General features: G+C 55.5%; 20 protein-coding genes. All 20 read left to right on the plus strand.

Translation table 11 applies throughout. The features are described 5' to 3' along the window. Nucleotides 1–148 precede the first annotated feature (148 nt). The 20 genes from plsB (at nt 149) to M8R19_RS08150 (ending at nt 23,608) form a co-directional block, all read left to right on the plus strand. Entirely contained in the window at nt 149–2,644 is a 2,496-nt protein-coding gene (plsB, locus tag M8R19_RS08055; protein ID WP_249917500.1) for a glycerol-3-phosphate 1-O-acyltransferase PlsB, read from the plus strand. Nucleotides 2,645–2,843: 199 nt separating this feature from the next. Further along, nucleotides 2,844–3,290 carry a low molecular weight protein-tyrosine-phosphatase gene (locus M8R19_RS08060; RefSeq protein WP_249917501.1) on the plus strand — a complete coding sequence of 149 codons (447 nt, stop codon included), beginning with the start codon at nt 2,844–2,846 and terminating at the stop codon, nt 3,288–3,290. Between the two features lie 33 nt (nt 3,291–3,323). Then, nucleotides 3,324–5,552 carry a polysaccharide biosynthesis tyrosine autokinase gene (locus M8R19_RS08065; protein WP_249917502.1) on the plus strand — a complete coding sequence of 743 codons (2,229 nt, stop codon included), beginning with the start codon at nt 3,324–3,326 and terminating at the stop codon, nt 5,550–5,552. Between the two features lie 103 nt (nt 5,553–5,655). After that, nucleotides 5,656–6,156 (plus strand): transcription/translation regulatory transformer protein RfaH, encoded by a 501-nt coding sequence (rfaH, locus tag M8R19_RS08070; protein ID WP_249917503.1) that lies wholly within the window; start codon nt 5,656–5,658, stop codon nt 6,154–6,156. Nucleotides 6,157–6,762: 606 nt separating this feature from the next. Then, nucleotides 6,763–7,890 carry a non-hydrolyzing UDP-N-acetylglucosamine 2-epimerase gene (gene wecB, locus M8R19_RS08075; RefSeq protein ID WP_249917504.1) on the plus strand — a complete coding sequence of 376 codons (1,128 nt, stop codon included), beginning with the start codon at nt 6,763–6,765 and terminating at the stop codon, nt 7,888–7,890. Nucleotides 7,891–7,937: 47 nt separating this feature from the next. Next, entirely contained in the window at nt 7,938–9,194 is a 1,257-nt protein-coding gene (gene wecC, locus M8R19_RS08080) for a UDP-N-acetyl-D-mannosamine dehydrogenase (RefSeq protein WP_249917505.1), read from the plus strand. A 34-nt stretch (nt 9,195–9,228) separates the two neighbouring features. After that, nucleotides 9,229–10,506, plus strand: a complete 1,278-nt coding sequence (locus M8R19_RS08085) for a flippase (protein WP_249917506.1) — start codon at nt 9,229–9,231, stop codon at nt 10,504–10,506. Nucleotides 10,507–10,517: 11 nt separating this feature from the next. Next, complete coding sequence (locus M8R19_RS08090) at nt 10,518–11,639, plus strand: FAD-binding protein (protein ID WP_249917507.1); 1,122 nt, start codon at nt 10,518–10,520, stop codon at nt 11,637–11,639. Next, a complete protein-coding gene (locus M8R19_RS08095) occupies nt 11,636–12,703 on the plus strand; it encodes a polysaccharide pyruvyl transferase family protein (RefSeq protein WP_249917508.1) in 1,068 nt (355 codons plus the stop codon). Before M8R19_RS08090 ends, M8R19_RS08095 begins: the two co-directional genes overlap by 4 nt. Before the next feature lie 30 nt (nt 12,704–12,733). Beyond that, on the plus strand, nt 12,734–13,951 hold the full coding sequence (locus M8R19_RS08100) for a hypothetical protein (protein WP_249917509.1): 1,218 nt from the start codon (nt 12,734–12,736) through the stop codon (nt 13,949–13,951). Continuing rightward, nucleotides 13,878–14,456, plus strand: coding sequence for a serine O-acetyltransferase (locus M8R19_RS08105; protein WP_249917510.1), 579 nt, complete (start codon nt 13,878–13,880; stop codon nt 14,454–14,456). Before M8R19_RS08100 ends, M8R19_RS08105 begins: the two co-directional genes overlap by 74 nt. Further along, nucleotides 14,422–15,459 carry a glycosyltransferase family 4 protein gene (locus M8R19_RS08110; protein ID WP_249917511.1) on the plus strand — a complete coding sequence of 346 codons (1,038 nt, stop codon included), beginning with the start codon at nt 14,422–14,424 and terminating at the stop codon, nt 15,457–15,459. The genes M8R19_RS08105 and M8R19_RS08110 overlap by 35 nt, the downstream gene beginning before the upstream one ends. Before the next feature lie 38 nt (nt 15,460–15,497). Then, nucleotides 15,498–16,247: a WecB/TagA/CpsF family glycosyltransferase gene (locus M8R19_RS08115; protein WP_502943059.1), complete on the plus strand. Its 750-nt coding sequence runs from the start codon at nt 15,498–15,500 to the stop codon at nt 16,245–16,247. A gap of 170 nt (nt 16,248–16,417) precedes the next feature. After that, nucleotides 16,418–17,833, plus strand: a complete 1,416-nt coding sequence (locus M8R19_RS08120; RefSeq protein WP_249917513.1) for an undecaprenyl-phosphate glucose phosphotransferase — start codon at nt 16,418–16,420, stop codon at nt 17,831–17,833. A gap of 182 nt (nt 17,834–18,015) precedes the next feature. Further along, nucleotides 18,016–18,291 carry a hypothetical protein gene (locus tag M8R19_RS08125; RefSeq protein WP_249917514.1) on the plus strand — a complete coding sequence of 92 codons (276 nt, stop codon included), beginning with the start codon at nt 18,016–18,018 and terminating at the stop codon, nt 18,289–18,291. 136 nt (nt 18,292–18,427) lie between these two features. Beyond that, nucleotides 18,428–19,531 carry a polysaccharide biosynthesis/export family protein gene (locus M8R19_RS08130; RefSeq protein ID WP_249917515.1) on the plus strand — a complete coding sequence of 368 codons (1,104 nt, stop codon included), beginning with the start codon at nt 18,428–18,430 and terminating at the stop codon, nt 19,529–19,531. A gap of 21 nt (nt 19,532–19,552) precedes the next feature. Continuing rightward, nucleotides 19,553–20,212: a YjbF family lipoprotein gene (locus M8R19_RS08135; protein ID WP_249917516.1), complete on the plus strand. Its 660-nt coding sequence runs from the start codon at nt 19,553–19,555 to the stop codon at nt 20,210–20,212. Then, nucleotides 20,209–20,979, plus strand: coding sequence for a capsule biosynthesis GfcC family protein (locus tag M8R19_RS08140; RefSeq protein WP_249917517.1), 771 nt, complete (start codon nt 20,209–20,211; stop codon nt 20,977–20,979). The genes M8R19_RS08135 and M8R19_RS08140 overlap by 4 nt, the downstream gene beginning before the upstream one ends. Further along, nucleotides 20,976–23,072, plus strand: coding sequence for a YjbH domain-containing protein (locus M8R19_RS08145; protein WP_249917518.1), 2,097 nt, complete (start codon nt 20,976–20,978; stop codon nt 23,070–23,072). Before M8R19_RS08140 ends, M8R19_RS08145 begins: the two co-directional genes overlap by 4 nt. Before the next feature lie 131 nt (nt 23,073–23,203). After that, a complete protein-coding gene (locus M8R19_RS08150; protein ID WP_249917519.1) occupies nt 23,204–23,608 on the plus strand; it encodes a YbaY family lipoprotein in 405 nt (134 codons plus the stop codon). The last annotated feature ends 139 nt before the right edge of the window (nt 23,609–23,747 follow it).

The following is a 23,747-nucleotide window of genomic DNA, read 5'->3' on the forward strand; positions in this document are numbered from 1 at the left end:
CGGCCATATTCCTACACCGAAAGCGGCCGAGCGGAGGTCATAGCATGCTTCCAGGCTGCCGTCCCACCCTTTTGCCTGCCGTAGCGTTGCGGCACACTAGCGTCCGCTTGGTCGCCACCGAGCCCCGTTCAACTGCCTGCGAGCCCGTATGCCCCGTTACCCGTTCCGCCGCTTCGGTTTTGGCGTCCTGCGCCGCCTGCTCTACCTCTGGGTGCGCTCGGAAACCATCAACCAGTCGTCCCTGAGCCTGAAGATCGACCGCAGCAAACCGGTGCTCTACGTGCTGCAGCAGCCTTCGGTGAGCGACCTGGCGGTAGTCGACACGGAGTGCCGCAAGGCCGGGCTGCCGCGCCCGGTGATGCCGGTGGCGGTGGGCAGCAGCATCGAGCCGGCGGCCTTCTTCTACCTGACGCCGGAGCCCGACTGGCTCGGTCGCCAGGACAAGCGCGGCGCGCCGCCAGCGCTGGTGCGCATGCTCGCGGCCATCGGCCAGAACGGCGTGGACGACGCGCAGATCGTCCCGGTCAGCGTGTTCTGGGGGCAGTCGCCGGACAGCGAGAAGAGCGCCTGGAAGCTGCTGTTCGCCGACAACTGGGCGGTGACCGGGCGCCTGCGCAAGCTGGCGCGCATCCTCATCCTCGGGCGCAAGACGCGCGTGCAGTTCTCCGCGCCCATCCACCTGCGCGAGCTGGTCGACCAGGGCAAGGGCCAGGAGCGCACCCAGCGCATGGTCCAGCGCATCCTGCGGGTGCACTTCCGCAACCAGAAGACCGCGGTCATCGGCCCGGACCTCTCGCACCGCCGCACCCTGGTCAAGGGCCTGCTGCGCGCGCCCCTGGTGCGCCAGGCCATCCAGGAAGAGATCGAGACGCAGCACGTCTCCACGGAAAAGGCCGAGGCCCTGGCCCTGCGCTACGCCAACGAGATCGCCGCAGACGTGTCCTACCCGGTGATCCGCTTCCTCGAAGTCACCCTCACCTGGTTCTGGAACAAGCTCTACGAAGGCGTGCGGGTCAACCACATCGAGCGCGTGCAGGACGTCGCCCAGGGCCACGAGATCGTCTACGTGCCCTGCCACCGCAGCCACATCGACTACCTGCTGCTGTCCTACCTGCTGTTCCGCAACGGCCTGACGCCGCCGCACATCGCCGCCGGCATCAACCTCAACATGCCGGTGGTCGGCTCCATCCTGCGCCGCGGCGGGGCCTTCTTCATGCGCCGCAGCTTCAAGGGCAACCAGCTGTACACCGCGGTGTTCAACGAATACCTGCACACCCTGTTCAGCCGCGGCTTCTCCACCGAATACTTCGTCGAGGGCGGGCGCTCGCGCACCGGGCGCATGCTGCACCCGCGCACCGGCATGCTCGCCATCACCCTGCGCAGCTTCCTGCGCGACTCGCGCCGGCCGATCGTCTTCGTGCCGGTGTACATCGGCTATGAGCGCGTGCTCGAAGGCCGCACCTACCTGGGCGAGCTACGCGGTGCGGCGAAGAAGAAGGAATCCATCTTCGACCTGTTCAAGGTGGTGGGCGCGCTGCGCCAGCGCTTCGGCCAGGTGTGGGTGAACTTCGGCGAGCCGATCCACCTGGACAGCTTCCTCGAACAGCACGAACCCGGCTGGCGCAAGCAGGAACTCGGCCCGGAATACCGCCCGGCCTGGCTACCGGAAGCCACCAACCAGTTGGCCCGCGAAGTGGCACGCCACCTCAACGACGCAGCGGCGATCAACCCGGTCAACCTGGTGGCCCTGGCGCTGCTCTCCACCAGCCGCCTGGCCCTGGACGAACGCGCCCTGGAACGCGTGCTCGACCTGTACCTGGCGCTGCTGCGCAAGGTGCCCTACTCGCCCAGCGCCACCCTGCCCGACGGCGACGGCAAGGCGCTGATCGAATACGTGAAGAGCATGAACCTGCTCGCCGAACAGAAGGACGCCCTGGGCCGCATCCTCTACCTGGACGAGCAGAACGCCGTCCTCATGACCTACTACCGCAACAACGTCCTGCACGTATTCGCCCTGCCGGCGCTGATCGCCAGCTTCTTCCAGAGCAACGCGCGGATCAGCCGCGAACAGCTGCTCAACTACACCCGCGCGCTCTACCCCTTCCTGCAACAGGAACTGTTCATCCGCTGGGACCTGGAGCAGCTCGACGCCGTGATCGACCAATGGCTGGCCGCGCTGGTGGAGCAGAACCTGCTGAAACAGGACGGCGACGCCTACGTGCGCCCAGCCCCCAGCTCGCGCGAATACGTGCTGCTGACCTTGCTAGCCCGCGCCATCACCCAGACCCTGCAGCGCTTCTACATGGCCATCGCCCTGCTGCTCAACGCCGGCCAACGCCAGCTCAGCGCCGAGGAACTGGAGAACCTGTGCACCGTCATGGCCCAGCGCCTGTCCATCCTCCACGGCCTGAACGCCCCGGAGTTCTTCGACAAGACGCTGTTCCGCAACTTCATCCAGGCCCTGCTCGACCAACGCGTGCTGCGCAAGGACGAAGAAGGCAAGCTGAGCTACCACGAGAAACTGGGCGAAGTGGTCGAAGGCGCGGCCAAGCGCGTGTTGCCGGCGGAGATTCGGTTGTCGATTCGGCAGGTGGCACTCGAGCGTCCGCCCCAGGAAGACCCCCTCTCAACCCCCGCTCCCTGATCCCCCGCAATTCCCCGGGGGCCGCCAGACGACAAGCGGTCGGCCCCCGTCAAAACCCGCGCAGACATGGCAATCCGCCATGACTCAAAAAGCCTGAACCCCGTCACAGACAGGCCGTGAGCCTTGACTCAGGGTGTCTCGGATCTTACATTTCCCCGCTTTCATACATACACCTTTGTAGGATCAAGGAAAGCTCCCCGTGTTCAAAAGGATATTGGTCGTCTGCGTCGGTAACATATGCCGTAGTCCTACCGCAGAACATCTGCTGCGCCAGCGCCTGGCCGGCAGCGATATCCAGGTGAGCTCCGCCGGCCTCGGCGCCCTGGTCGACAAGCCCATCGAAAGCCACGCCCTCGCCATCCTCCAGCAACACGGCGAGCAGCCGCACGAGCACAGCGCCCGTCAACTGACCTCCAGCCTGCTGCGCGACTCCGACCTCGTCCTGGTCATGGAAAAACGCCACCTGCAGGGCGTCAGCCAGATCGCCCCCGAAGCCCGCGGCAAGACCTTCCTGCTCGGCAAGTGGCAGGACGATCGAGAAATCCCCGACCCCTACCGCCAGAGCACAGCCGTGTTCGAACACGCCTACGCGCTGATCGAACAGGGTGTCGACGCCTGGGCCAAACGCATTCGCCCGATCCGCTAAGCCCCACTGACGAAGAAGTAAAGAAGCACGCCCATGCAGCAGCAAGCCCCGGTAGCCATTCACGACAAAGACGATGACGAGATCGACCTGCTAGGTCTGCTCGGCACCCTGATCGACCACAAATGGCTGATCGCCGGCATCACCGCGGGCTTCATGGCCGTGGGTGTTGCTTATGCGCTGCTGGCGACGCCGATCTACCGATCGGATGCGATCGTGCAGGTGGAGCCGAAGAAGCCGACCATTCCGGGGTTGTCGGATATGGGAGATCTGCTGGGCGCGCAGTCCGAGGCTATTACCGAGATTCAGCTGCTGACTTCGCGCACTGTAATTGGTAAGGCAGTAGACAACCTAAAACTGAACATCGTAGTCGAACCATCCCGCTTTCCGATTATCGGCAACTTTATAGCGCGCCGCTTCCGCCCAGAAACACCTGATGAGGTGGCTCCGCCTCTGCTCGGTCTTGACCGCTTCGCCTGGGGCGGCGAGGAGCTGAAGGTTTTCCAGCTTGATGTTGCCGATAGCTTGTTGGAAAAGAATCTGACCCTGATCGCCGGCGAAAACGGCGCCTACACCCTCCTCGACGATGATGACAACGTGCTGGTCGAGGGCCAGACGGGGAAGACCTACGACCAGCATGGCGTAAAGATTCAGATAGAGTCGCTTCACGCCAATCCCGGCACGCATTTCAATGTAATGCGTGAGCGCCGACTGACCACCATCCTTCGCTATCAGGACAATTTGAACGTCAGTGAAACCGGCAAGGAATCGGGAGTCATCAGCCTATCGCTGGAGAATGACCAACCCGCTCGCGCCTTGGAAGTGCTGGATGAGATCAGCAAGTTATATGTCCGCCAGAACGTCGAGCGCGCCTCGGCAGAGGCGGCGTCCAGCCTGGAATTCCTGCGCGGGCAACTGCCAGACGTCCGTCGAGAGCTTGAGCGAGCCGAGGACGCCTTGAGTGCCTACCAGACCCGAGCCAAGTCAGCGGATATCAGCCTGGAAACCAAGGCGCTGCTCGACCAGATCGTCGCGCTGGATACCAACATCTCTGAGCTCAAGCTGCAACAGGCAGAGATGGACCGCAAATTCACCCGCCAACACCCGGCATACCAGGCTCTGCAGAAGCAGATCGGCGAGTTGACCTCCAAGCAGAACGGTCTGACCCACAAAGTAGAGGGATTGCCGGAAACGCAGCAGGAACTGCTGCGCTTGACGCGGGATGTCGAGGTCAGCACTGCAATTTATACCCAGCTGTTGAACAAGGCCCAAGAGCTGGATGTGATGCGTGCAGGAGCTGTGGGCAATGTTCGTATCATCGACACGGCAGATGTGGATATCACCAAACCAATCAAGCCCAAGAAGGCCATGATCGTTCTGGTAGCCACCTTCCTGGGGCTGTTCTTTGCGGTAGCGCTGGTGCTACTGCGTAAAGCACTCAACCGCGGAATTGAGACCCCGGACGCCATTGAGCAACTGGGCCTGCCGGTGTATGCCTCCATCCCATACAGCGTTCTGCAGAAGGCGGAAGAAGACAAACGCGACAAAGGTCGCGGCCGTGCAGCCAAAGCTGCGCCCCTGCTGGCGGTAAGCCACCCCACCGACCTGGCGGTAGAGTCGCTGCGTAGCCTGCGAACCAGTCTGCATTTCGCAATGCTGGAAGCAACCAACAACCGCTTGATGATCTCCGGCCCGAGCCCCGCGGTAGGCAAGACCTTCGTATCTTCGAACCTGGCAGCAGTCATTGCCCAGACCGGCCAGAAAGTTCTGCTGGTCGATGTCGATATGCGCAAAGGTTATCTACACAAAGTACTGAACAGCAGTGAAGACAACGGCCTTTCCGACGTACTGGTAAAACGCTGCGACTTCAGCGCAGCCGTGCGCAGTACTGAAATCGAAGGGCTCTACTTCGTTCCGCGCGGACAGATCCCGCCGAACCCTTCGGAATTGTTGATGCACCCGAACTTCACCGCCCTCCTGGATGAAGCCAGTAAACAGTTTGACCTAGTCATTCTGGATACCCCTCCCCTTCTGGCCGTAACTGACGCCGCCATCGTCGGCCGGCAATCGGGTACTAGCCTGATCGTTACCCGTTTTGGCCTTAACCCGGCACGTGAAATCGAACTCACCATTCGCCGATTCGCGCAGAACGGCATCGAGCTCAAAGGCGCCATCTTCAACGGTGTCGAGAAGCGGGCCTCGGCCTACTACGGCTATGGCGGATACGGTTACTACCATTACGAGTACAAATCCGACAAAGCCTAGAAATTCTAGTATGACGGGACCACGGACGGTCCCAGCTAACAATTCGTCATTGCCAAGCGAGCTCTGACAAATCGCAGGACAGTTGTCCTGCAAAGAGGTAAGCATGCCGGACGCAACCGGAAAGCGCTGGTATTTGATTCAGTGCAAGCCACGCCAGGATCGTAGAGCACTTGAGCATCTGGAGCGCCAGGGTTATCAATGCCTACTCCCCCTGCACTCAGTAGAACGCCTACAAAAAGGAAAGTTACAGCAGACCGAAGAACCATTGTTCCCCGGCTATCTTTTTATCCACCTGGATAAAGTCGACGACAACTGGCTTCCAATCCGTTCGACTCGCGGGATCAACCAAATCGTGAGCTTTGGTGATCGCCCCACACCTGTCCCCGATCAGGTCATAGGAAAATTATTCAACGCACCAACCGCGTTGTTGCCCGCATTGGTCAAAGGTGATCAGGTATTGATTGATGACGCCAATCTGAATCAGTTGGAAGCCATTTTTCTTTGTCGGAATGGCAACGAACGCGTTTTGATACTGCTGAATATATTACAGCGCGAGGTGACTATAAGCCTTCCCATCGAGAGATTGAGAAGGAAGGAGAGCTAGCAAAATACTGACAACTGGCCACCGCTGAGTATCAGGTGCTTCTGAGTTAGCAACCCTTCATATCCACAAAGACAATTCGTAAACCTTGAAAAATTCGCTCCTGTATGTAACTTTACAATCAGAGATCGAAACATGCGAAAGACTGATCACGAGGCAAGGGTCATGCGCCAGATTACGGTGCCCTTCCTCAACGCCTAGTTTGCCAAAAGCTCTATTGAGGCGTGCCACCACCGACTGCTGCGTTCTCAGGAAAAAAACCGAAAATCCTGGGGCGGTAGCGTATCAACTCAGCGCTGGACAGTGGTGAAACCCGCACCGAAACGCACCGGCAAAGACGGAACTTCTCCTCGGCGAAATATACCTCTTACGCCCGAGAAATCGAGCATGCTCTGGTCATCTTCTTCCCCAGCAGCCCGCCACGTACTGCGATAGCGAGTGATCGCTTGTTGGTTTTCGTGTTCCGAGCACAGCTCTCACATCGTTGTGGCCTGGTTTCTATTCAGCGGACGAACGAACCAGGTTTCGCATGCCAAGCCCATCATTCCCGCTGCGGCTTCTCACATCCAGGAAATCAGACGTCATCTACATGGACGTATGGAGTACTTCATGAGCATCAGAACCCTTTGTGTATTTGGTACGAGGCCAGAAGCCATTAAAATGGCCCCCTTGGCCTTAGGTTTAGCAAGTGACGAAAGATTCGAGGCCAAGGTCTGTGTCACTGGCCAGCATCGAGAAATGCTTGATCAGGTTCTGGCTCTGTTTGCCATTACTCCAGATTTTGACCTCAATATAATGAAGCCGAGGCAAGATCTCACCGATGTAACTACGGCCATTCTTCAAGGCATGAAGAGTATTTTTCAGGCCTACAAGCCAGATGTGGTACTGGTGCATGGCGACACCGCCACGACCTTTGCTACCAGCCTGGCTGCTTACTACCATCAAATTCCTGTGGCACACGTGGAAGCTGGCCTACGTACCGGCAATATCTATTCTCCTTGGCCGGAAGAGGCGAATCGAAAGCTTACCGGCAGTTTGACAAAACTACACTTCGCACCAACCGAGAACTCGCGAGAGAATCTTCTCAAAGAGAGCATAGATGCGAGCTCCATCGTCGTCACTGGCAACACCGTGATTGATGCGCTGCTCGATGTAGTCCAACGCCTGGACAAGGATCATGTGCTACAAGCGCAGGCGTCGAGGCCTCTCGAGCGCCTCAATCTGGACCGTAAGATCATTCTGGTTACAGGTCACCGCCGGGAGAGCTTCGGTGGTGGATTCGAGCGTATCTGCCAGGCACTGATGGAGGTTGCACAGCAGCACCCTGAGGTCGATATCGTCTATCCGGTACACTTAAATCCCAATGTACGCGAGCCGGTGAACCGACTACTCAGCGGCATTCCCAACATCCATCTGATCGAGCCGCTGGACTATCTGCCGTTTGTCTATCTGATGAGCCGCTCGCACATCATTCTTACCGACTCCGGTGGCATTCAGGAGGAAGCTCCTTCGCTAGGCAAGCCGGTACTCGTGATGCGTGATACCACCGAACGTCCAGAAGCCGTGGCGGCGGGCACGGTGAAACTGGTGGGTACCAATACGGTAAATATCGTCCGCGAACTGAACGCGCTCCTCCAGGATTCGTCTGCCTATCGGGCCATGAGCTACGCCCACAATCCCTATGGGGATGGCAAGGCCTGCCAGCGAATCATCGATGCACTCAGCGCGATCAACTAAGCCGCCACCTCCTCGTTCAAGACCTCCTGCCTCTTAAAGGACTGAAGATGCCTTATCAAACCATTTCCGTAGTGGGCCTCGGGTACATTGGCTTGCCAACCGCCGCTGTTTTCGCTTCGCGCAAGAAGCATGTAATAGGCGTGGACATAAACCAGCATGCCGTGGATACCATCAACCGCGGCGAGATCCACATCGTCGAGCCGGACTTGGACATGGTGGTCCATGCCGCTGTTGTCGAAGGTTACTTGCGCGCCACTACCTCTCCTGAGCCGGCGGATGCCTTCCTCATTGCCGTACCTACTCCCTTCAAAAGCAACCACGATCCCGACCTCAGCTACATAGAAACGGCCAGCAAAGCGATCGCTCCGGTGCTGAAGAAAGGCGATTTGGTAATCCTGGAGTCGACTTCCCCGGTCGGCGCAACCGAACAGATGTCGGCGTGGCTGGCCGAAGCGAGGCCAGATCTGAGCTTCCCTCAGAGCCACGGCGAGGATTCCGATATTCGCATCGCCCACTGCCCCGAGCGAGTTCTCCCAGGGCATGTACTGCGTGAACTTGTGCAGAATGACCGCGTAATCGGTGGCATGACCCCAAAGTGCTCGCTCGCTGCGGCATCTCTCTACAAGACTTTTGTCGAAGGCGAGTGCGTGATTACCAATGCACGTACGGCAGAGATGTGCAAGCTCACCGAGAACAGCTTCCGCGACGTGAATATTGCCTTCGCAAACGAACTGTCGGTCATCTGCGACAAACTAAACATTAACGTATGGGAGCTGATCAGTCTCGCCAACCGGCATCCGCGGGTAAATATTCTTCAGCCGGGCCCTGGGGTCGGTGGTCACTGCATCGCAGTAGATCCCTGGTTCATTGTCAGCAAGACGCCTGAACAGGCGAAATTGATTCGATGCGCTCGAGAAGTCAACGACCAGAAGCCTGAATGGGTCTTGGACAAAGTCCGCGCCGAAGTTGCGGAACACCTTGCCCAGAATCCGCAAAAGACAGCTCGCGAAGTAGCGGTCGCCTGCTTCGGGCTAGCGTTCAAGGCCAATATTGATGACCTTCGTGAAAGCCCTGCACTGGAGATAACAAACCAGCTCTCAAAACTTCATGAGGGTCCGGTCCTGGCAGTAGAGCCACACATCGAACGCCTGCCTGCTTCGCTCTCCAAGATCAGCCTTTGCGAAAAAGAAACTGCTGTCGCCGAGGCGGACGTCCTGGTTCTATTGGTAGACCACAATGACTTCAAGGGCCTGAATTTGGACGGCAAGCGCTTCATTGACACCCGTGGCATCTGGCTAGCCTGATTTTTCGACAAGAGCTACGATCTCGTTAATTCATATGAAACTCAACTATGCTTCGATAAAAAACAACTTCTTCGCACTTACCGCTAGGGCACTGGAGGGGTCGAAGGTGATCGTTGCAAGCATAATAGTCGCACACTTCTTCGCCCCCGAAGACTTCGGAAGATACTCCTATATAATAGGAATATCTTCCGTTATTGCTGTAATCGCCGAGTTTAGATTACAGAGCGTGATGACGAAGGAAATACTACAAAAGCCGAAGAACATTGGCGAAATACTTGGATCGGCGATGTCAGCTAATATAGGCTTCTCTGTCCTTGGCTTTCTGATCGCAGCCCTGTATCTGGCATTTGAAAGTGACAAGCTGATAGTTTTTTGCACCCTTATATACATGATATCCTTTTTCTACAAGACTCCTCGGGCATTCCGCGCTTACTTCATATCGACAGAGAAAAACCTGGTCATTGCAAAATGTGAAATTGCCGCATCACTCATTTCCTTTGCAATCATACTGACATTCGTAGCGCTCAAACTGAGTCTAGCCTGGGTAATTTTTGCCAGATCCTTAGACTTCTTGGTCAGCGGTATCCTACTGATGATTGCCTTCAAACTAGAGGCTAAAGGTAAGATAAATTTAAGCTCCAGATTCGCAACAGCAAAGTCCATGATAAAGCTTTCCGCCCCCCTGGTATTTTCGGGAGCAGCAATGCTCTTGCTGCAACGCATGGACTTGATCTTAGTACGTCAATTCCTCGGGGACCACGCTGCCGGTCTATATAGCAGTGCAGCCACAGCCATGGCACTTTTTTCAATCATCCCTCTGGTTATTTCCGAGACTCTAGCCCCTCGAATTTTCCATAAGGCCTCGGGCGTCCAGACACTCCAGGCTCAACAGCGCTTTTCGGATATTGTCGTGTTCACCGGCATGATTATGTCCCTATTCATGGCCGCTATTACACCGTTATTCATCCGATTGCTGTATGGCACGGAGTACCTAGGGGCGCATCAAGCCATGCTGATACTCTCAGCCTGCCCAGTCTTAATTGCCTTAGGCGCAGCCTCTGGTCAGATCATCGTTGCCGATGGTAATCAGAATCAGTCGTTCATCAAAAGTATTGTTGCATGTTCCATAAACCTGATCCTGAACCTGACGCTGATCCCTTCTCTGGGAATTAACGGAGCAGCGATCTCGACAGTTACCGGTCTGCTGATAGCCAACCTCATCAGCCACCGTTTCATGCCAATTTACAGGTATTTATTCATGATGCAGACGAGAAGCCTTTTCCCTTTGCATCTATTACGGAAAATAGCCTAAAGGATTAGACCATGAAGTTTGAAAGCCAGAACCTGAGGCCACTTAATAAATTTGGCGTGAACTGCATCGCCACAAACTACTTCAGATTCACCGAAGTGTCGGAGCTGGACAATCTGGCGAAAAGCAGATCACTCGACCAGCGCAACGTCCTGATACTAGGAGGAGGCAGTAACATACTCCTTCCCGAAAAATTCGATGGCGTGGTTTTACACCCCTGCAATGACAAGATCGAGCTTCTTGACCAGGACCTATCGAGCATCATTGTGCGCGCCCATGCTGGGCTCGAATGGGATCGCTTCGTTACCCACTGCGTGGGTAACGGCTGGGGTGGCCTGGAGAACCTCTCGCTGATACCTGGTAACGTAGGAGCAGCGCCAGTGCAGAATATTGGCGCATATGGAAGAGAGGCTTGCGAGCTCATCGAGCAGGTGACCTGCTATGACCTCGCCACTAATGAAGTGGTCATCTTGAGCAAGCAGAATTGCGAGTTCAGCTATCGGAACAGCATATTCAAGCGAAGGCCAGAACTGCTGGTGATCTCCGTCGACTTCAAGCTCCACAAACCTCGGACCGCCCTACTCAGAAGCCTGAAAGGCGACAAGAAATCAATAAGTGGCGTGGCCGCTGAATTCAAGAAAATCATTAGCCTCGTAACCAAGGATTTCAGGTTCGGGCCAAAAACGAAATGGCGGCCGCAAGTTTCATTCGACAATATCAGAACTCTGCTGGATATCGACCTCATCCCTATATCTCTCAAGCGTAGGCTAGTCTGCCTTATCAGGCGAAAGACGATGCCTGACCCAGCAAAGATAGGTAACGTTGGCTGTTTCTTCAAGAGCCCGATTGTGAAAAGCTCCATTGCAGACTCAATAAAGACTGCATATCCCAAGATCTCTCTCTATCCGGGTACGCCTGGCACCTACAAAGTATCTGCAGGAGATTTGATTCGAGAATGCGGCTGGGCAGGAAAGAAAATCGGCGATGTCAGTATAAATGCGCGACGCCCCTTGATCATTCTGAATCACGGGAATGCTAGCGCAAAAGAAATCCTGAACTTCTCAAAGAGTGTGCAAAGCGACGTTCAGAAGAAATTTAATATCACCATAGAGCCGGAAGTCGTCATAGTACAATGAGAAGAATATACACTATAACTTTCCAGAGTGCCCTTAACTATGGTGCGACGCTCCAGGCCTATGCGCTAGCTAAATTTCTGGAGAACGCCAGTTTTGAAGCAAAAATAATAAATTATATTCCGAGCTATTTCTTCCTTCAGCGCTACAGGCCAGCTAAGGGAATAAAAAAAACCATAGAGAAAATCTCGAAAATCAAGAGATTCAATAAATTTGCGAATGCGCACCTGCCGTTGACTGCAAAGAAATATTACTCCAGGAAATCCTTGAGCAGCATCAACGATGCTCATGCGATAATTTGTGGCAGCGACCAGATCTGGAACCCCGACCTAACCGGTGGAAAATCAGATAGAGCCTTTTTCTTGGACTTCCCCCCTCGCTCCACGAGAAAAATCGCTTTCGCAGCCAGCACTGGTAGTCGGCGCTTGCCCGACTTCATAGACCAAGTGAAAGAATCCCTATTGGAGTTTCACGCAATGGGGGTCAGGGAAGACTCACTGAACAGTGACCTAGCAACCCTTCTTCCCGAGATTGGAAGCCAGGTTGTTGTTGATCCTACACTTCTGATCCGCGACTACAGCGAGGTGATCGATTCATCGATCGTTCCAAAAGAGAAATATATAGCTACTTATGTAGTCGGCTCGGGGCCGATGCTGGCAAAATTTGATGACTACGTGAAGGAGCTAAAAAAGAAAACACACCTTCCCATATACCACCTTGGTTCCAAACCAATCCCCAGCGCAGATCACAACCTGCTCGACATAGGCCCAAGCGAATGGCTCACCTTTATTCAGTCGGCGGACTTCATTGCGACGAACTCATTCCACGGCACCGCCTTCTCTATAAACTTTGAAAAAGACTTCCTCTTCTTCCCGCACCTGATTGAAAATCTCAATGCCAGACAAACTACTTTATTGAGTCGGGTCGAACTTATGGACAGGCTTGTCGACTCGCCCAAGGCTCTGGCCGAACGAGATTTGACACCAATCGAATACAGTATCGTACGCCCCCGACTTAGCAAAATCATCAGTGACTCGCAAGATTTCCTCTTGAGGTCCATTGGCTAATAAATTCGCGAAAAGTCGGCACATATAATCATGACCATAAAAACCTCGACATGGGTGTTTCTTATATATCTGAGCTTCGCTCTCGACTCAGCGCTGAAGCTAGGTGGGACGGTACAACTCCACATCGGGATTGCCTGCGCAATCCTGACCAACCTGTTGGTCCTGACCAAACGACCATCAAGCCTAATCACACCGCTACGTAGAGAGAGCACACTCTTTCTATTTATTTTCTACAGCTTGGCTGCAGGAGCGATCATGTTCCAGCCGGGCTATATAAACATCACAATATACTTACTGGTCACCATCAACATTATAATTTTCGCAAACATCACCTACAAATACACCACGCGAAACTTTTTCTATTACTTCCAGGTCTTTATGATCGTTACTGGACTTATCCAGTACGGTCTCTACAAGTTTGGCGGGATGCAATTAAGCTTCATCAACGAGGAGCACTACGAGAAAGGGTATTCGGTATCCTTCCGCCTCCGTGGGTTCTTCATCGAGCCAAATTGGTACGCAATATCGCTGTCGTTCAACACCCTACTCCTTACCGGCAGCAACATTATGGGGTTCATAAAGAGGAGTCCTTATGTCGCGGCGGCGACCGCATTGGTCATGGTGTTGAATGGCTCACTGACCACCATCGGCATCCTCGCCGTCATCTATTCGATTCCGATTATCAAAAAGAATCCGCTGAAAGGAACACTCTATTCTGCACTGGCTCTTTCCGTACTCATCAGCGTTTTGAGCTATCGAAGCGCGATCAACCAAGACAAGAGCAACGATACCCTGCTCAACTATGCATCTCGCTGGATCCCGTTCACTAGGGTTATCGAATACCAAAGCAACCAAGATATCTCGGCAATCCTTTTCGGTCACGGTTTAGGCAGCTGGGGGACAACCGCCGTAAATAATCGGCTTTCGGCCTTGGTATACGAAGAAGACCCAGCAGCCCGGGATGGAAGTGAAATACCAGTCTTTATTTTTGAGCTGGGCCTATTCGGGCTGGCATTGTTACTGATCGACTTTATCGTCACCTACCTCCGCACCCCTAGCCAGCACATCCATATCCGCGGCGGACTGATATTATTCATTATTTGTCTGGCATTCTACCCAACTCTGAAGTTCTGGATGTACATGCCATATTATTTCTTTCTAAGAAGAGCAAGATATGAAAGCACACTCGCTCACTCGACTATTAGCCGAGGATATAAAAACCATACTCTTCTACAAAAAGCGCAGTAAGAAGTTAATACCTATCTTCTCCAGTATGCTTTCGCCGTCCTTCATTTGTACAACCTTGCACCGAATCTCCCATAGGCTCTATCTTTTCAAGATCCCCGTCCTTCCCCGACTGATTTGGTGGCTGAACTTCCTTCTATTCAAGGTTGATATCGACCAGCGCTGCAAGCTGTACGGCGGGCTGTATCTTCCGCACCCTATGGGAATAGTTATCGGAGAGCATGTTTCACTCAGGGGATACGCGAAGATAATGCAAGGGGTCACGATAGGAGGAAACCTTGGGAAAACATCCTGCAAAGGTGAGCGTATCCAGTACCAGCCCTTGATGGACGGTAGAATATTCATTGGCCCCAACTCGATCCTAGCGGGACCGATAACACTCAGCGGCAATATCTTTGTTTCGGCGAGCGCCATTGCATCGCAGGATGCCAGCAACTCCTTCATATATTCATCCAACAAATCCCGAAAACTAGATGAAGAACATGAAACAGAACTCTACACCTCATGAAATATGGCATCTCATCAACAACCCTGATCCCCGAAGAGGGGGAGCACAGAAGATTCTCGAGAAACTGGCTGCGCCAGGTGAAAAAATATTATCAAAACAACCACCGCCCCACCGTGCTCTAAAAATCCTGCCATCAACCATATTTTCACTAATCCAGATAACAATCAAGATAGCGAATAAAAAACCTGACCTTGCATATATTCACAGCCGCTGCTTCTTACCACTAACGTGGATTTTCAAAGCGGCAGGGACTAAAACGATATTTTACGCACACGCCAATTACAGAAGGCATTCCTGGCTCTACAAGGTCTTCCCCTGTGACCACTACGTAGCGGTATCGGGCGCTGTCCGGGACAGCATCCTCAAGCAGGCAATAGCGAAAAGTAAAGTTTCCACCATAGTAAACCCCTACATTGGCGGAAGCCGCATTGGGACCTGTTCCGCCCCTTCGGGAGCGGCATTGAAAATTGGCTTTGTAGGATCACTAAATATCTGGAAAGGAATACTAGACGCGATAAAGGCCATTTATGCAGTTTCCTCCCAGATTAATGGACGCCTAGTTTTCCAGATAATCGGCGACGGACCGCTGATGCAACAGGTCAAGGAGCTTGCCAGCACAACGCCAAAAAATGTCGAAGTCATTATCTCTGGCTATCAAGAGGCGCCATTCGAAGTCTTGAAGGATGCACAAGCCCTGTTAATTCCGTCGCTAGAAGAAGGCTTTGGCCTAGTGGCGATCGAAGGCATATATCAAGGTAAGATTGTTTTGCACAACGCAATTCCTTCGCTGAGTGAAATATGTGATAGCGACGCTCTCAGCTACTCGTTCAATATCAATGACAGCGCAACGCTTCTGGCAGCGATTAACCAGGCTCAAAATTTTCTTTCCACTTTGAACGATACAGACTTTATTCTTCGTCGCTCCGATGCGCTCATTAAAACCTATGGACTAGAAAGGTTCGTCCAAGAGCACAAAGAACTTAAAGCATACATACTTCACTGATGGGCAAGATCCGACTCAACCGTTTAGAAAAACCGAAGATGAAAAGAATTGAATTTCTTGGCTGTCCCATGGACACAATGACCATGGCCCAGACTGTCACCGAGCTGAAGAATAGAATACTTCAAGAACAATTTGTCCAGCATGTGGTCGTGAATGTCGCAAAAATAGTTTACATGCAAACGGACGAGCAACTTGCTCGATCTGTCAAGTCTTGTGACATCATAAACATCGATGGAATGGGAGTAGTTTGGGGTGCCCGCCTATTAGGCCATGAAGTTCCAGAACGAGTTGCGGGCGTCGACCTGTTCCACGAGCTTCTGCAAATGAGCGCAGCCAACAATCTTGGCGTTTATCTGCTAGGCGCCGAAGAGTCTGTGGTGTCCCGTACCGCTAGTGTCGTCCAGTCGCAGTACCCTGAACTGGTTATTTCCGGATTCCATCATGGGTATTTCTGGGATGACGAAAAGGCGATCGTAGAGAGAATTAAGGCTTCCGGGGCAAAGCTACTTTTCGTAGCCATAACCTCACCCAAGAAGGAAAACTTCATAAACCGCTGGCGTGATCAGTTGGGCGTGAACTTTGTAATGGGCGTGGGAGGTACCTTCGATGTTGTCGCGGGCAAGGTCAACCGTGCCCCTCTCTGGATGCAGAAAAACGGACTGGAATGGCTGTATCGGGTCATTCAGGAGCCGAGACGCATGTGGAAGCGATATTTAGTGACGAATTCGAAATTCACCATGATGCTAATGAGAGAAAAAATTCTAGGCCGCAAGAAACTACCACAGTAATTTCTATGGGCTTGCGTCCCAAGGTTACCGAACAAGGATTTTCGGGCCAAGAAATACACGCTGGCAACCAAAGGCACTCCTACCTGGCTGTTGACTTGATAGACACACCCTCGGCAACTCTTCCCTCTAAAACTCAAAATCATTGAGGACTCATCCAGGAGTCACAGCAAATGAACAGCATGGATCGCGGAATCCTTCGTCCACATCAGGCAAGCATTTCCGTCCTACAACGCTTACTTGATCTTTTGGTAATAAGCGCCTCAATGGCGGTTGCACTACATGGCACCGACACCCTCCTCGAAGATGCGGTAATAATTGCCATCCTTCTGGCACTGATCGTTTTCTATCTAGTTGCAGATTTTGGCCAACTATACGCCTCTTGGAGAGGGGAAAAGATTCGCGAGGAAATCAGAAAGGCCTGCAGTATATGGGCAGCCAGCTTTATTTTCGTTTTTCTTGCTGATTATCTCCTACTGGATCGTCCGTCGCTTAAAGATACTACCATGCTGACATGGTTCGTTTGTGCACTGACAGGCCTATGTGGTTATCGTATTGTCCTTCGCATCTCACTCAATACACTGAGGCGCAAAGGCTTCAATACTCGTTCGGTGGCAATAGCCGGAGCCGGCCCGCTAGGCCAACGTCTGGCGAGCAATATCGCAGGTGCGCCTTGGATGGGATTGGACTTGCTGGGATTTTTCGATGATCGTCGGCAGGAGCCTGTGCGCCTAGCCGGCAGCAGCATCAAATTGTCGGTCTCCGGAACCCTTGACGAATTGGTGAATCAAGCTCGTCTCGGCCATATTGACCGTGTCTACATCACTCTTCCGATGCGTAGCGAGGCGCGTATAAAATGGTTGGTCGAGCAACTCAGCGACACGACCGCATCCGTTTACATTGTTCCCGACGTATTCGTATTCGAATTGCTTCATGCACGCACCCAGAATATTAATGGAGTGCCAACGATAAGTATCTTCGATAGTCCAATGACCGGTGTAAACAGCGTAATAAAGCGCTTGGAAGATATTTTTCTTTCGGCTGTCATACTCTGCCTGATCGCAGTCCCAATGCTATTGATTGCAGCTGCAGTAAAATTCACTTCGCCGGGCCCGGTATTCTTCCGGCAAAAGCGTTATGGAGTCGACGGCAGGCCGATCGAAGTCTGGAAGTTCCGTAGCATGCGGGTCATGGAAAATGGAGTGAATGTTATCCAGGCAACCAAGGGCGACAGTCGGATCACTCCGGTGGGGGCCTTCCTGCGGCGGACCTCTCTTGACGAACTCCCACAATTCATCAATGTGCTGCTGGGTGATATGTCGATTGTCGGCCCACGTCCCCACGCCGTTGCCCATAACGAGGAATATCGTGGGCAGATAAGCAGCTACATGCTTCGCCACAAAGTCAAACCCGGCATTACCGGATGGGCCCAGGTCAATGGCTGGCGTGGAGAAACGGATACACTGGACAAGATGCGGAAGCGCGTCGAACACGATCTAGCCTACATTCACAATTGGTCCCTCTGGTGGGATCTGAAAATCGTTTTTCTCACAGTGTTTAAGGGATTCATCCACAAGAACGCCTATTGAGAGAACAGAAGGCCGAGAAGCTCCGGAACCTCTCCATTAACTAGACGGTAAATTCTGACAAGCCAGAAGCTTGGCCGGATTCAATCTCTGTGATGGCGCCGGGGCTTTTCCGCTTGCGCTGGCCTCGTGCCAGTCTTAACCTTCCTTCTTTCTGAAGGAACGACCCCACAAGGAGTCTTAACGTGAAAAAACTGCTGACGTTCGCCGCCCTGGCGACCCTGAGCACGTCGCTGCTGGCGGCGGAAGAGCCGGCAAACCCGCCGTCCTCCTCCGAGCCACTGACCCTGTCCACCCCGGTTGCCGGCGGTGTCACCGTAGGTGGCGCCATCGGTATCGGTGCTGCCGTAGTGGCAGCTGGCGTTGCCGCCTCCAACAGCGGTGGCGGCGGTGGCCATGACGGCACTCCGGGTACTACCGGCACCACTGGCACCACTGGTACCACCGGCACTGCTCGCTGATACCAGCCTGTAGCTGCCCTGCCCCTGCCGCCACTGTGTGGCGGCAGGGGCCCTTCCAGTATTTTCAATAACCCCCGTTCACAGCTCCCAGGACCTCTGGGCGTTGTCGTATCGACTTTCTGCGTAGTTCCTTCCCATGATTCGCTCTTTATCCGTTGCCGTCGCCGCCGCTATTTCGCTCCAGGGCTGCATGTTCGCCCCTGGCCAGAATATGGACACCAGCCGAATCGTTCGCGATGGCTCCGCCGAGAGCAGTCGTGTCGAACTGGTCCAGATCACCCCGAAGCTGTTGGCCGTGAGCGCCGCAACAGAAGTCGGAAACGAGGTACCAGCCGAACTGCTGGCCTATCGCCCACAGGACTACCGCATCGGCCCCAGCGATGTGCTGTACATCACCGTTTGGGATCATCCGGAACTCACTACCCCGTCAGGCTCGCAGCAGCAAATCGACGCGAACGGGCGCCTGGTTCGACCGGACGGTACTCTGTTCTATCCCTATATAGGAACCATCAGGGTTGCGGGCAGAACGATCGAGGAAGTTCGCAGTGAGATTTCCAACCGGCTGTCCCAATATGTGGAAAGCCCGCAAGTTGACCTGTCAATCATGCGCTTCGCCAGTCAGAAGGTGATATTGACGGGGGCCTTCGAGAAGGCCGGTCCGCAGGCCATTACCGCCACGCCCCTAGGCTTAATGGAGGCCATCGGCAATGCCGGAGTGAACTCCGAGACCGCCGATCTTGCCGGCCTTATCCTCAAGCGAGATGGCCGTGAATACGAGTTGAACCTTGACGTTGCTGGCGACCCGCAGAGCGACCTTTATAATCTTTACCTGAAAAGCGGCGATCAGATCTATTTGCCTTACAACGACCGTCGCAAGGTTTATTTGATGGGCGAAGTCACCAAGCCCGCTGCGATCAACTACAAGACCAAGCAGCTGAACTTGGCTGACGCTCTGGGTACCGTCGGTGGTCTCAATCAAACCACTGCCAACGGCAAAGCGGTTTACGTGATTCGCGGTGTCGAGGATCTTGAGCGCGAGCCAGCCAAAGTATTCCAATTGGATGCTCAGTCACCCACGGCTTTCATCCTTGCCCAGCGCTTCAATCTGGAGCCTCAGGATGTGATCTATGTAGGTCCTGCAGGTATCACCCGCTGGAACCGCTTTATCAGTCAACTGGTTCCTTCCGCCAGCATTGTGGGTACTGGTGCCAGAGTTAAGACCGACCTGAACGACAACTAAACTGAGCCCAGGTCGATCACAGTGAAACTCCTTCGATTCGCCGCCCTGGCCGGGGTGGCCTTGTCGCTATGCGCCTGCAACCCGCTGATGCGCGCCTCCTGGGATACCCTGCGCGCCGCGACCCAGGGGCCCCAACCTCTTGAGTTGAGCCAGACCCAAGTCGATGCGGTGCCCTATTACCAGATCAAGCTGCAGACCCAGGGCGGCGAAGCCGTCATGGCGCTCGTACGTCAGCAGGGCGACTTGCAGTACTGGCTGGCCTCCACCCATCAGGTGGTGCTAATGCGCGACGGGCTGGTGGTTCGCACCACAGGCTTCGGCGACAATCTGGCCGGTACCCGACTGGGTGCCAATTCGCCGTTCTATACCGGTTTGCACAAGCTGGCGGACGGACACAGCAGCGAACGCTGGATCGACATGGCCACCGGCTATCGGATGGGCATACCGCTGCACAGTCGCTTCCACAAGGTCGGCCTGGAGCGCGTGAACATCCTGGAGCACGAGTACGACCTGCTGCGCGTGGACGAAGAAATTCGCGCACCTTTGCTGGGTTTCAGCGCCACCAATAAGTATTGGGTGGACCCCAAGGACGGCTTCGTGATGCAGAGCCTGCAACAGGTCACCCCCGACCTGCAGGTGGCCATCACCCAACTGCGTCCGTACCGCAGAGGCGCCCAATGAAACTCAAGCGCCTTGTCCCGCTCCTGGCCTTGCTCGTTGCCAGCCAAGGGCATGCTGATAAAACCGTTCAGGTCATCGGCGACGCAGCTAGACCCGGCCCGGTAGCCGTCACCTCAACCTCGCGCCTGGGCGATGTATTCCGCACCGCCCAGGTCAATGCGGAAGGCTATTGGCTCGGTGCCTCCTGGCAGCAGCAATCCCTGGTGCCAGCCCAGAAAAGGCTGAAGGCCGGTATTCTCTTCGACTTGTCGCTACTACAACAGAAAGCATTGCTGGATCAGCAGCAGCCACTGGCCGAACTAGCGAAGCGTCTGTATACCCGGATCAGGGCTCTGCCCGTAACCGGGCGACGCAATCACCTGCTCGACCCTGTTGCCGTGGAAGTCACTGCAGCCGAGAACAGCCTGGTCCAGGCCGGCGATCGTTTCATTTTCCCGGCTCGCCCGAATTCAGTGCGAGTCGTCGGTGCCGTTTCGACGGATTGCCGACTGGCCTATGTCCCCATGCAACACGCACGCGATTACGTGAAAGCCTGCTCGCCTCTGGCAGAAGCGGACGATGACTACATCTACCTTATTCAACCGGACGGCCAAGTCACCCGCTTGGGGACTGCTCTGTGGAATCTTGAGGAGGGCCAACTGGTCGCCCCAGGCGCTACCGTGCTGGTACCGGTCGAGGTCGCGGGTCCAACCAGCGCCTTCCCGCAACTCAACGCAGAAATGTCCGAGTTCATCGCCACCCAACCGCTGTCCGAGGTGGCGCAATGAAGCTCCGCTATTCCCTTTGCCTGTTGTTGCCATGCGCCATGGCCCACGCGGAGCCACGCGACACCCGCAACGATTTTGGCACCATGGGGCTATTACAGACACCTACTGCTCGTATGGCACCTGCCGGCGACGTAGCCGTCACCGCCAACCGCGTGGAACCCTACTCGCGCTACAGTTTCTCGCTGCAACCCTTTGACTGGCTGGAAACCTCGTTCCGCTATACCGCCATCAGCAACCGCAAATATGGCGCGGACGACTTCAGCGGCAGCCAGAGCTACAAGGACAAGGCGGTCGATGCCAAATTCCGCCTGCTCCAAGAGAGCCACTGGGTTCCCGAAGTCGCGGTAGGTGCGTTGGATATCGGTGGTACCGGCTTGTTCTCCAGCGAATACTTCGTCGGTAGCAAGCGCTTTGGCAACTTCGACGTCAGCCTAGGTATGGCCTGGGGCTATCTTGGCTATCGGGGCGATTTTGACAACCCCCTGGGCTGGATCGACGACAAGTACGACACTCGCCCAGTCCCCAAAGGAAATGTAAGCGACGCTGGCTCGTTCGATCTGAACAGCTATTTCCGTGGCTCCCCCGGCATCTTCGGCGGCGTGCTCTGGCAAACCCCCTGGGATCGCCTGGCGCTCAAGCTGGAATACGACGGCAACGACTACAAGCGCGAACCCCTGAATAACAACCAGGACCAAAGCTCCCCGATCAACCTCGGCTTCGTCTTCAAAGCCAGCGACTCGGTAGACCTGACCGCCGGCTGGGAGCGTGGCAACACAGCCATGTTCGGCATCACCCTGCACACCAACTTCGCTTCCCGCTCGGCGCCGGCCAAGACTTTCGACCCGCCGGCCGAACAACTGCCAGCCAAGGCACCGGACCTGCATCCGGACCAGGTCGACTGGGCGAACGTATCCAGGCGCCTGCAGAACAACGCCGGCTACAAGGTCGAGCGCATCACCCAACGCGACAAGGAAATCGTCGTCTACGGCGAGCAGACCCGCTACCTCTACCCGCCCAAGGCAGTGGGGCGCGCGGCGCGCATCCTCGACAACAGCGTGGATGACGACATCAAGTACTTCACCGTGGTGGACAAGCGCTACGACATGCCGGTCACCGAGACCAGCGTGCCGCGTGAGACCTTCCGCGAGGTGGTGAACAACGACCGCCCGCTGGACGACCTGCGCCGTGGCACCGAAAGCAACTGGCCGCTGCCGCACCAGGAGAAAGTGCTTTACACACAGAAGCCGGATCCGTTCAGCTACGGCCTCGGCCTGGGCTACAAGCAGAACGTCGGCGGCCCCGACGGCTTCCTGCTCTACCAGTTCACCGCGGACCTAAACGGCGAATACCGCTTCACCCCGAACACCTGGTGGAGCGGCTCGCTCAGCGCCAACCTGCTGAACAACTTCGACAAGTTCAAGTACGACGCGCCATCCAACCTGCCGCGCGTGCGCACCTACCTGCGCGAGTACTGGACCACCTCGGACGTGACCATGCCGACCTTCCAGTTGAACAAGGTCAAGCGCCTGGACGAGGACATGTACGGCATGGTCTACGGCGGCTACCTGGAGTCGATGTTCGCCGGCGTCGGTGGCGAGCTGCTGTATCGCCCGCTGGGCGAGCGCTGGGCCATCGGTGGCGACCTCAACTACGTACGCCAGCGCGATTTCGAGCAGGACTTCGGCCTGCGCGACTACAAGGTGCTCACCGGCCACGTCACCGGCTACCTGAAGACCGACTTCCAGGACGTGCTGGCCGCGGTCAGCGTGGGCCGCTACCTGGCCCGCGACTGGGGCACCACCATCGACCTGTCGCGCGAGTTCAGCAACGGCGTGCGCTTCGGTGGCTGGGTGACGCTCACCACCGCCTCCAAGGAAGAGTACGGCGAAGGTAGCTTCGACAAGGGCATCTATGTGTCCATCCCCTTCGACGAGATCATGAGCAGCTCGACCATGCGCCGCGCCAACCTGGCCTGGGCCCCGCTGACCCGTGACGGTGGCGCCCGCCTGGGCCGCAGCTACTCGCTGTATACCCTCACCGACGGACGCAACGTCGACATGTTCGACGGCAGCTTCAGCAAGATCACTGAGTAAGCCCCCAGCCCCGCCGCAACGGCGGGGCTGCTTGCTGCAGATCAGCGAAACCTCCGCTTACAACCCCTCTCGCAACCTTTGAGCCTAAGCGGTGTCGGATGACGCCCGTTCTATCCGGAAGGAATCCGTCGATGAAGCTCACCGCCCTCCCCCACCTGTTCATGACCGGCGTGCTTGCCGCCTGCGCTTCGAATTCGCCTTCGCAGAGCGCTTCGCTCAGTGGCGAGGTGTTCTACCTGCAGCGCATTGCGTTGCCGCCGGGGGCGCAGGTTTCGGTGAGCCTGCAGGATGTTTCCCTGGCCGATGCGCCGGCCGTGGAGCTGGCTTCGCAGACGCTGCCCGGCGGGCAGCAGGTGCCGGTGGCCTTCAAGCTCGATTACGACCCGCAGCGGGTCCAGCCCGGCCACAGCTATGCGGTCAGCGCGCGTATCGAGAATGCCGGGAAGCTGCTGTTCATCAGCACTGAGCGGCACAGCGTCAAGCTCGACGGCAGCGATCCTCAGCCGCTGCGCATCCGCGTCGACGCGGTGCGCTGATCCTTTCTCTTCCGAGCAGACTCCATTCACCCAGCGTCGCTAAGCAATGAGTAGCAACCTGTCTGCCATATTCCGAGACGAAGCAAAAAATAAACCAGCCCCCTACGGACAACCATCAGGTTGTCCGTAGGGGGCTGTT

This window comes from Pseudomonas sp. R3.Fl, from assembly GCF_023516765.1.
Classification (GTDB): Bacteria; Pseudomonadota; Gammaproteobacteria; order Pseudomonadales; family Pseudomonadaceae; genus Pseudomonas; species Pseudomonas citronellolis.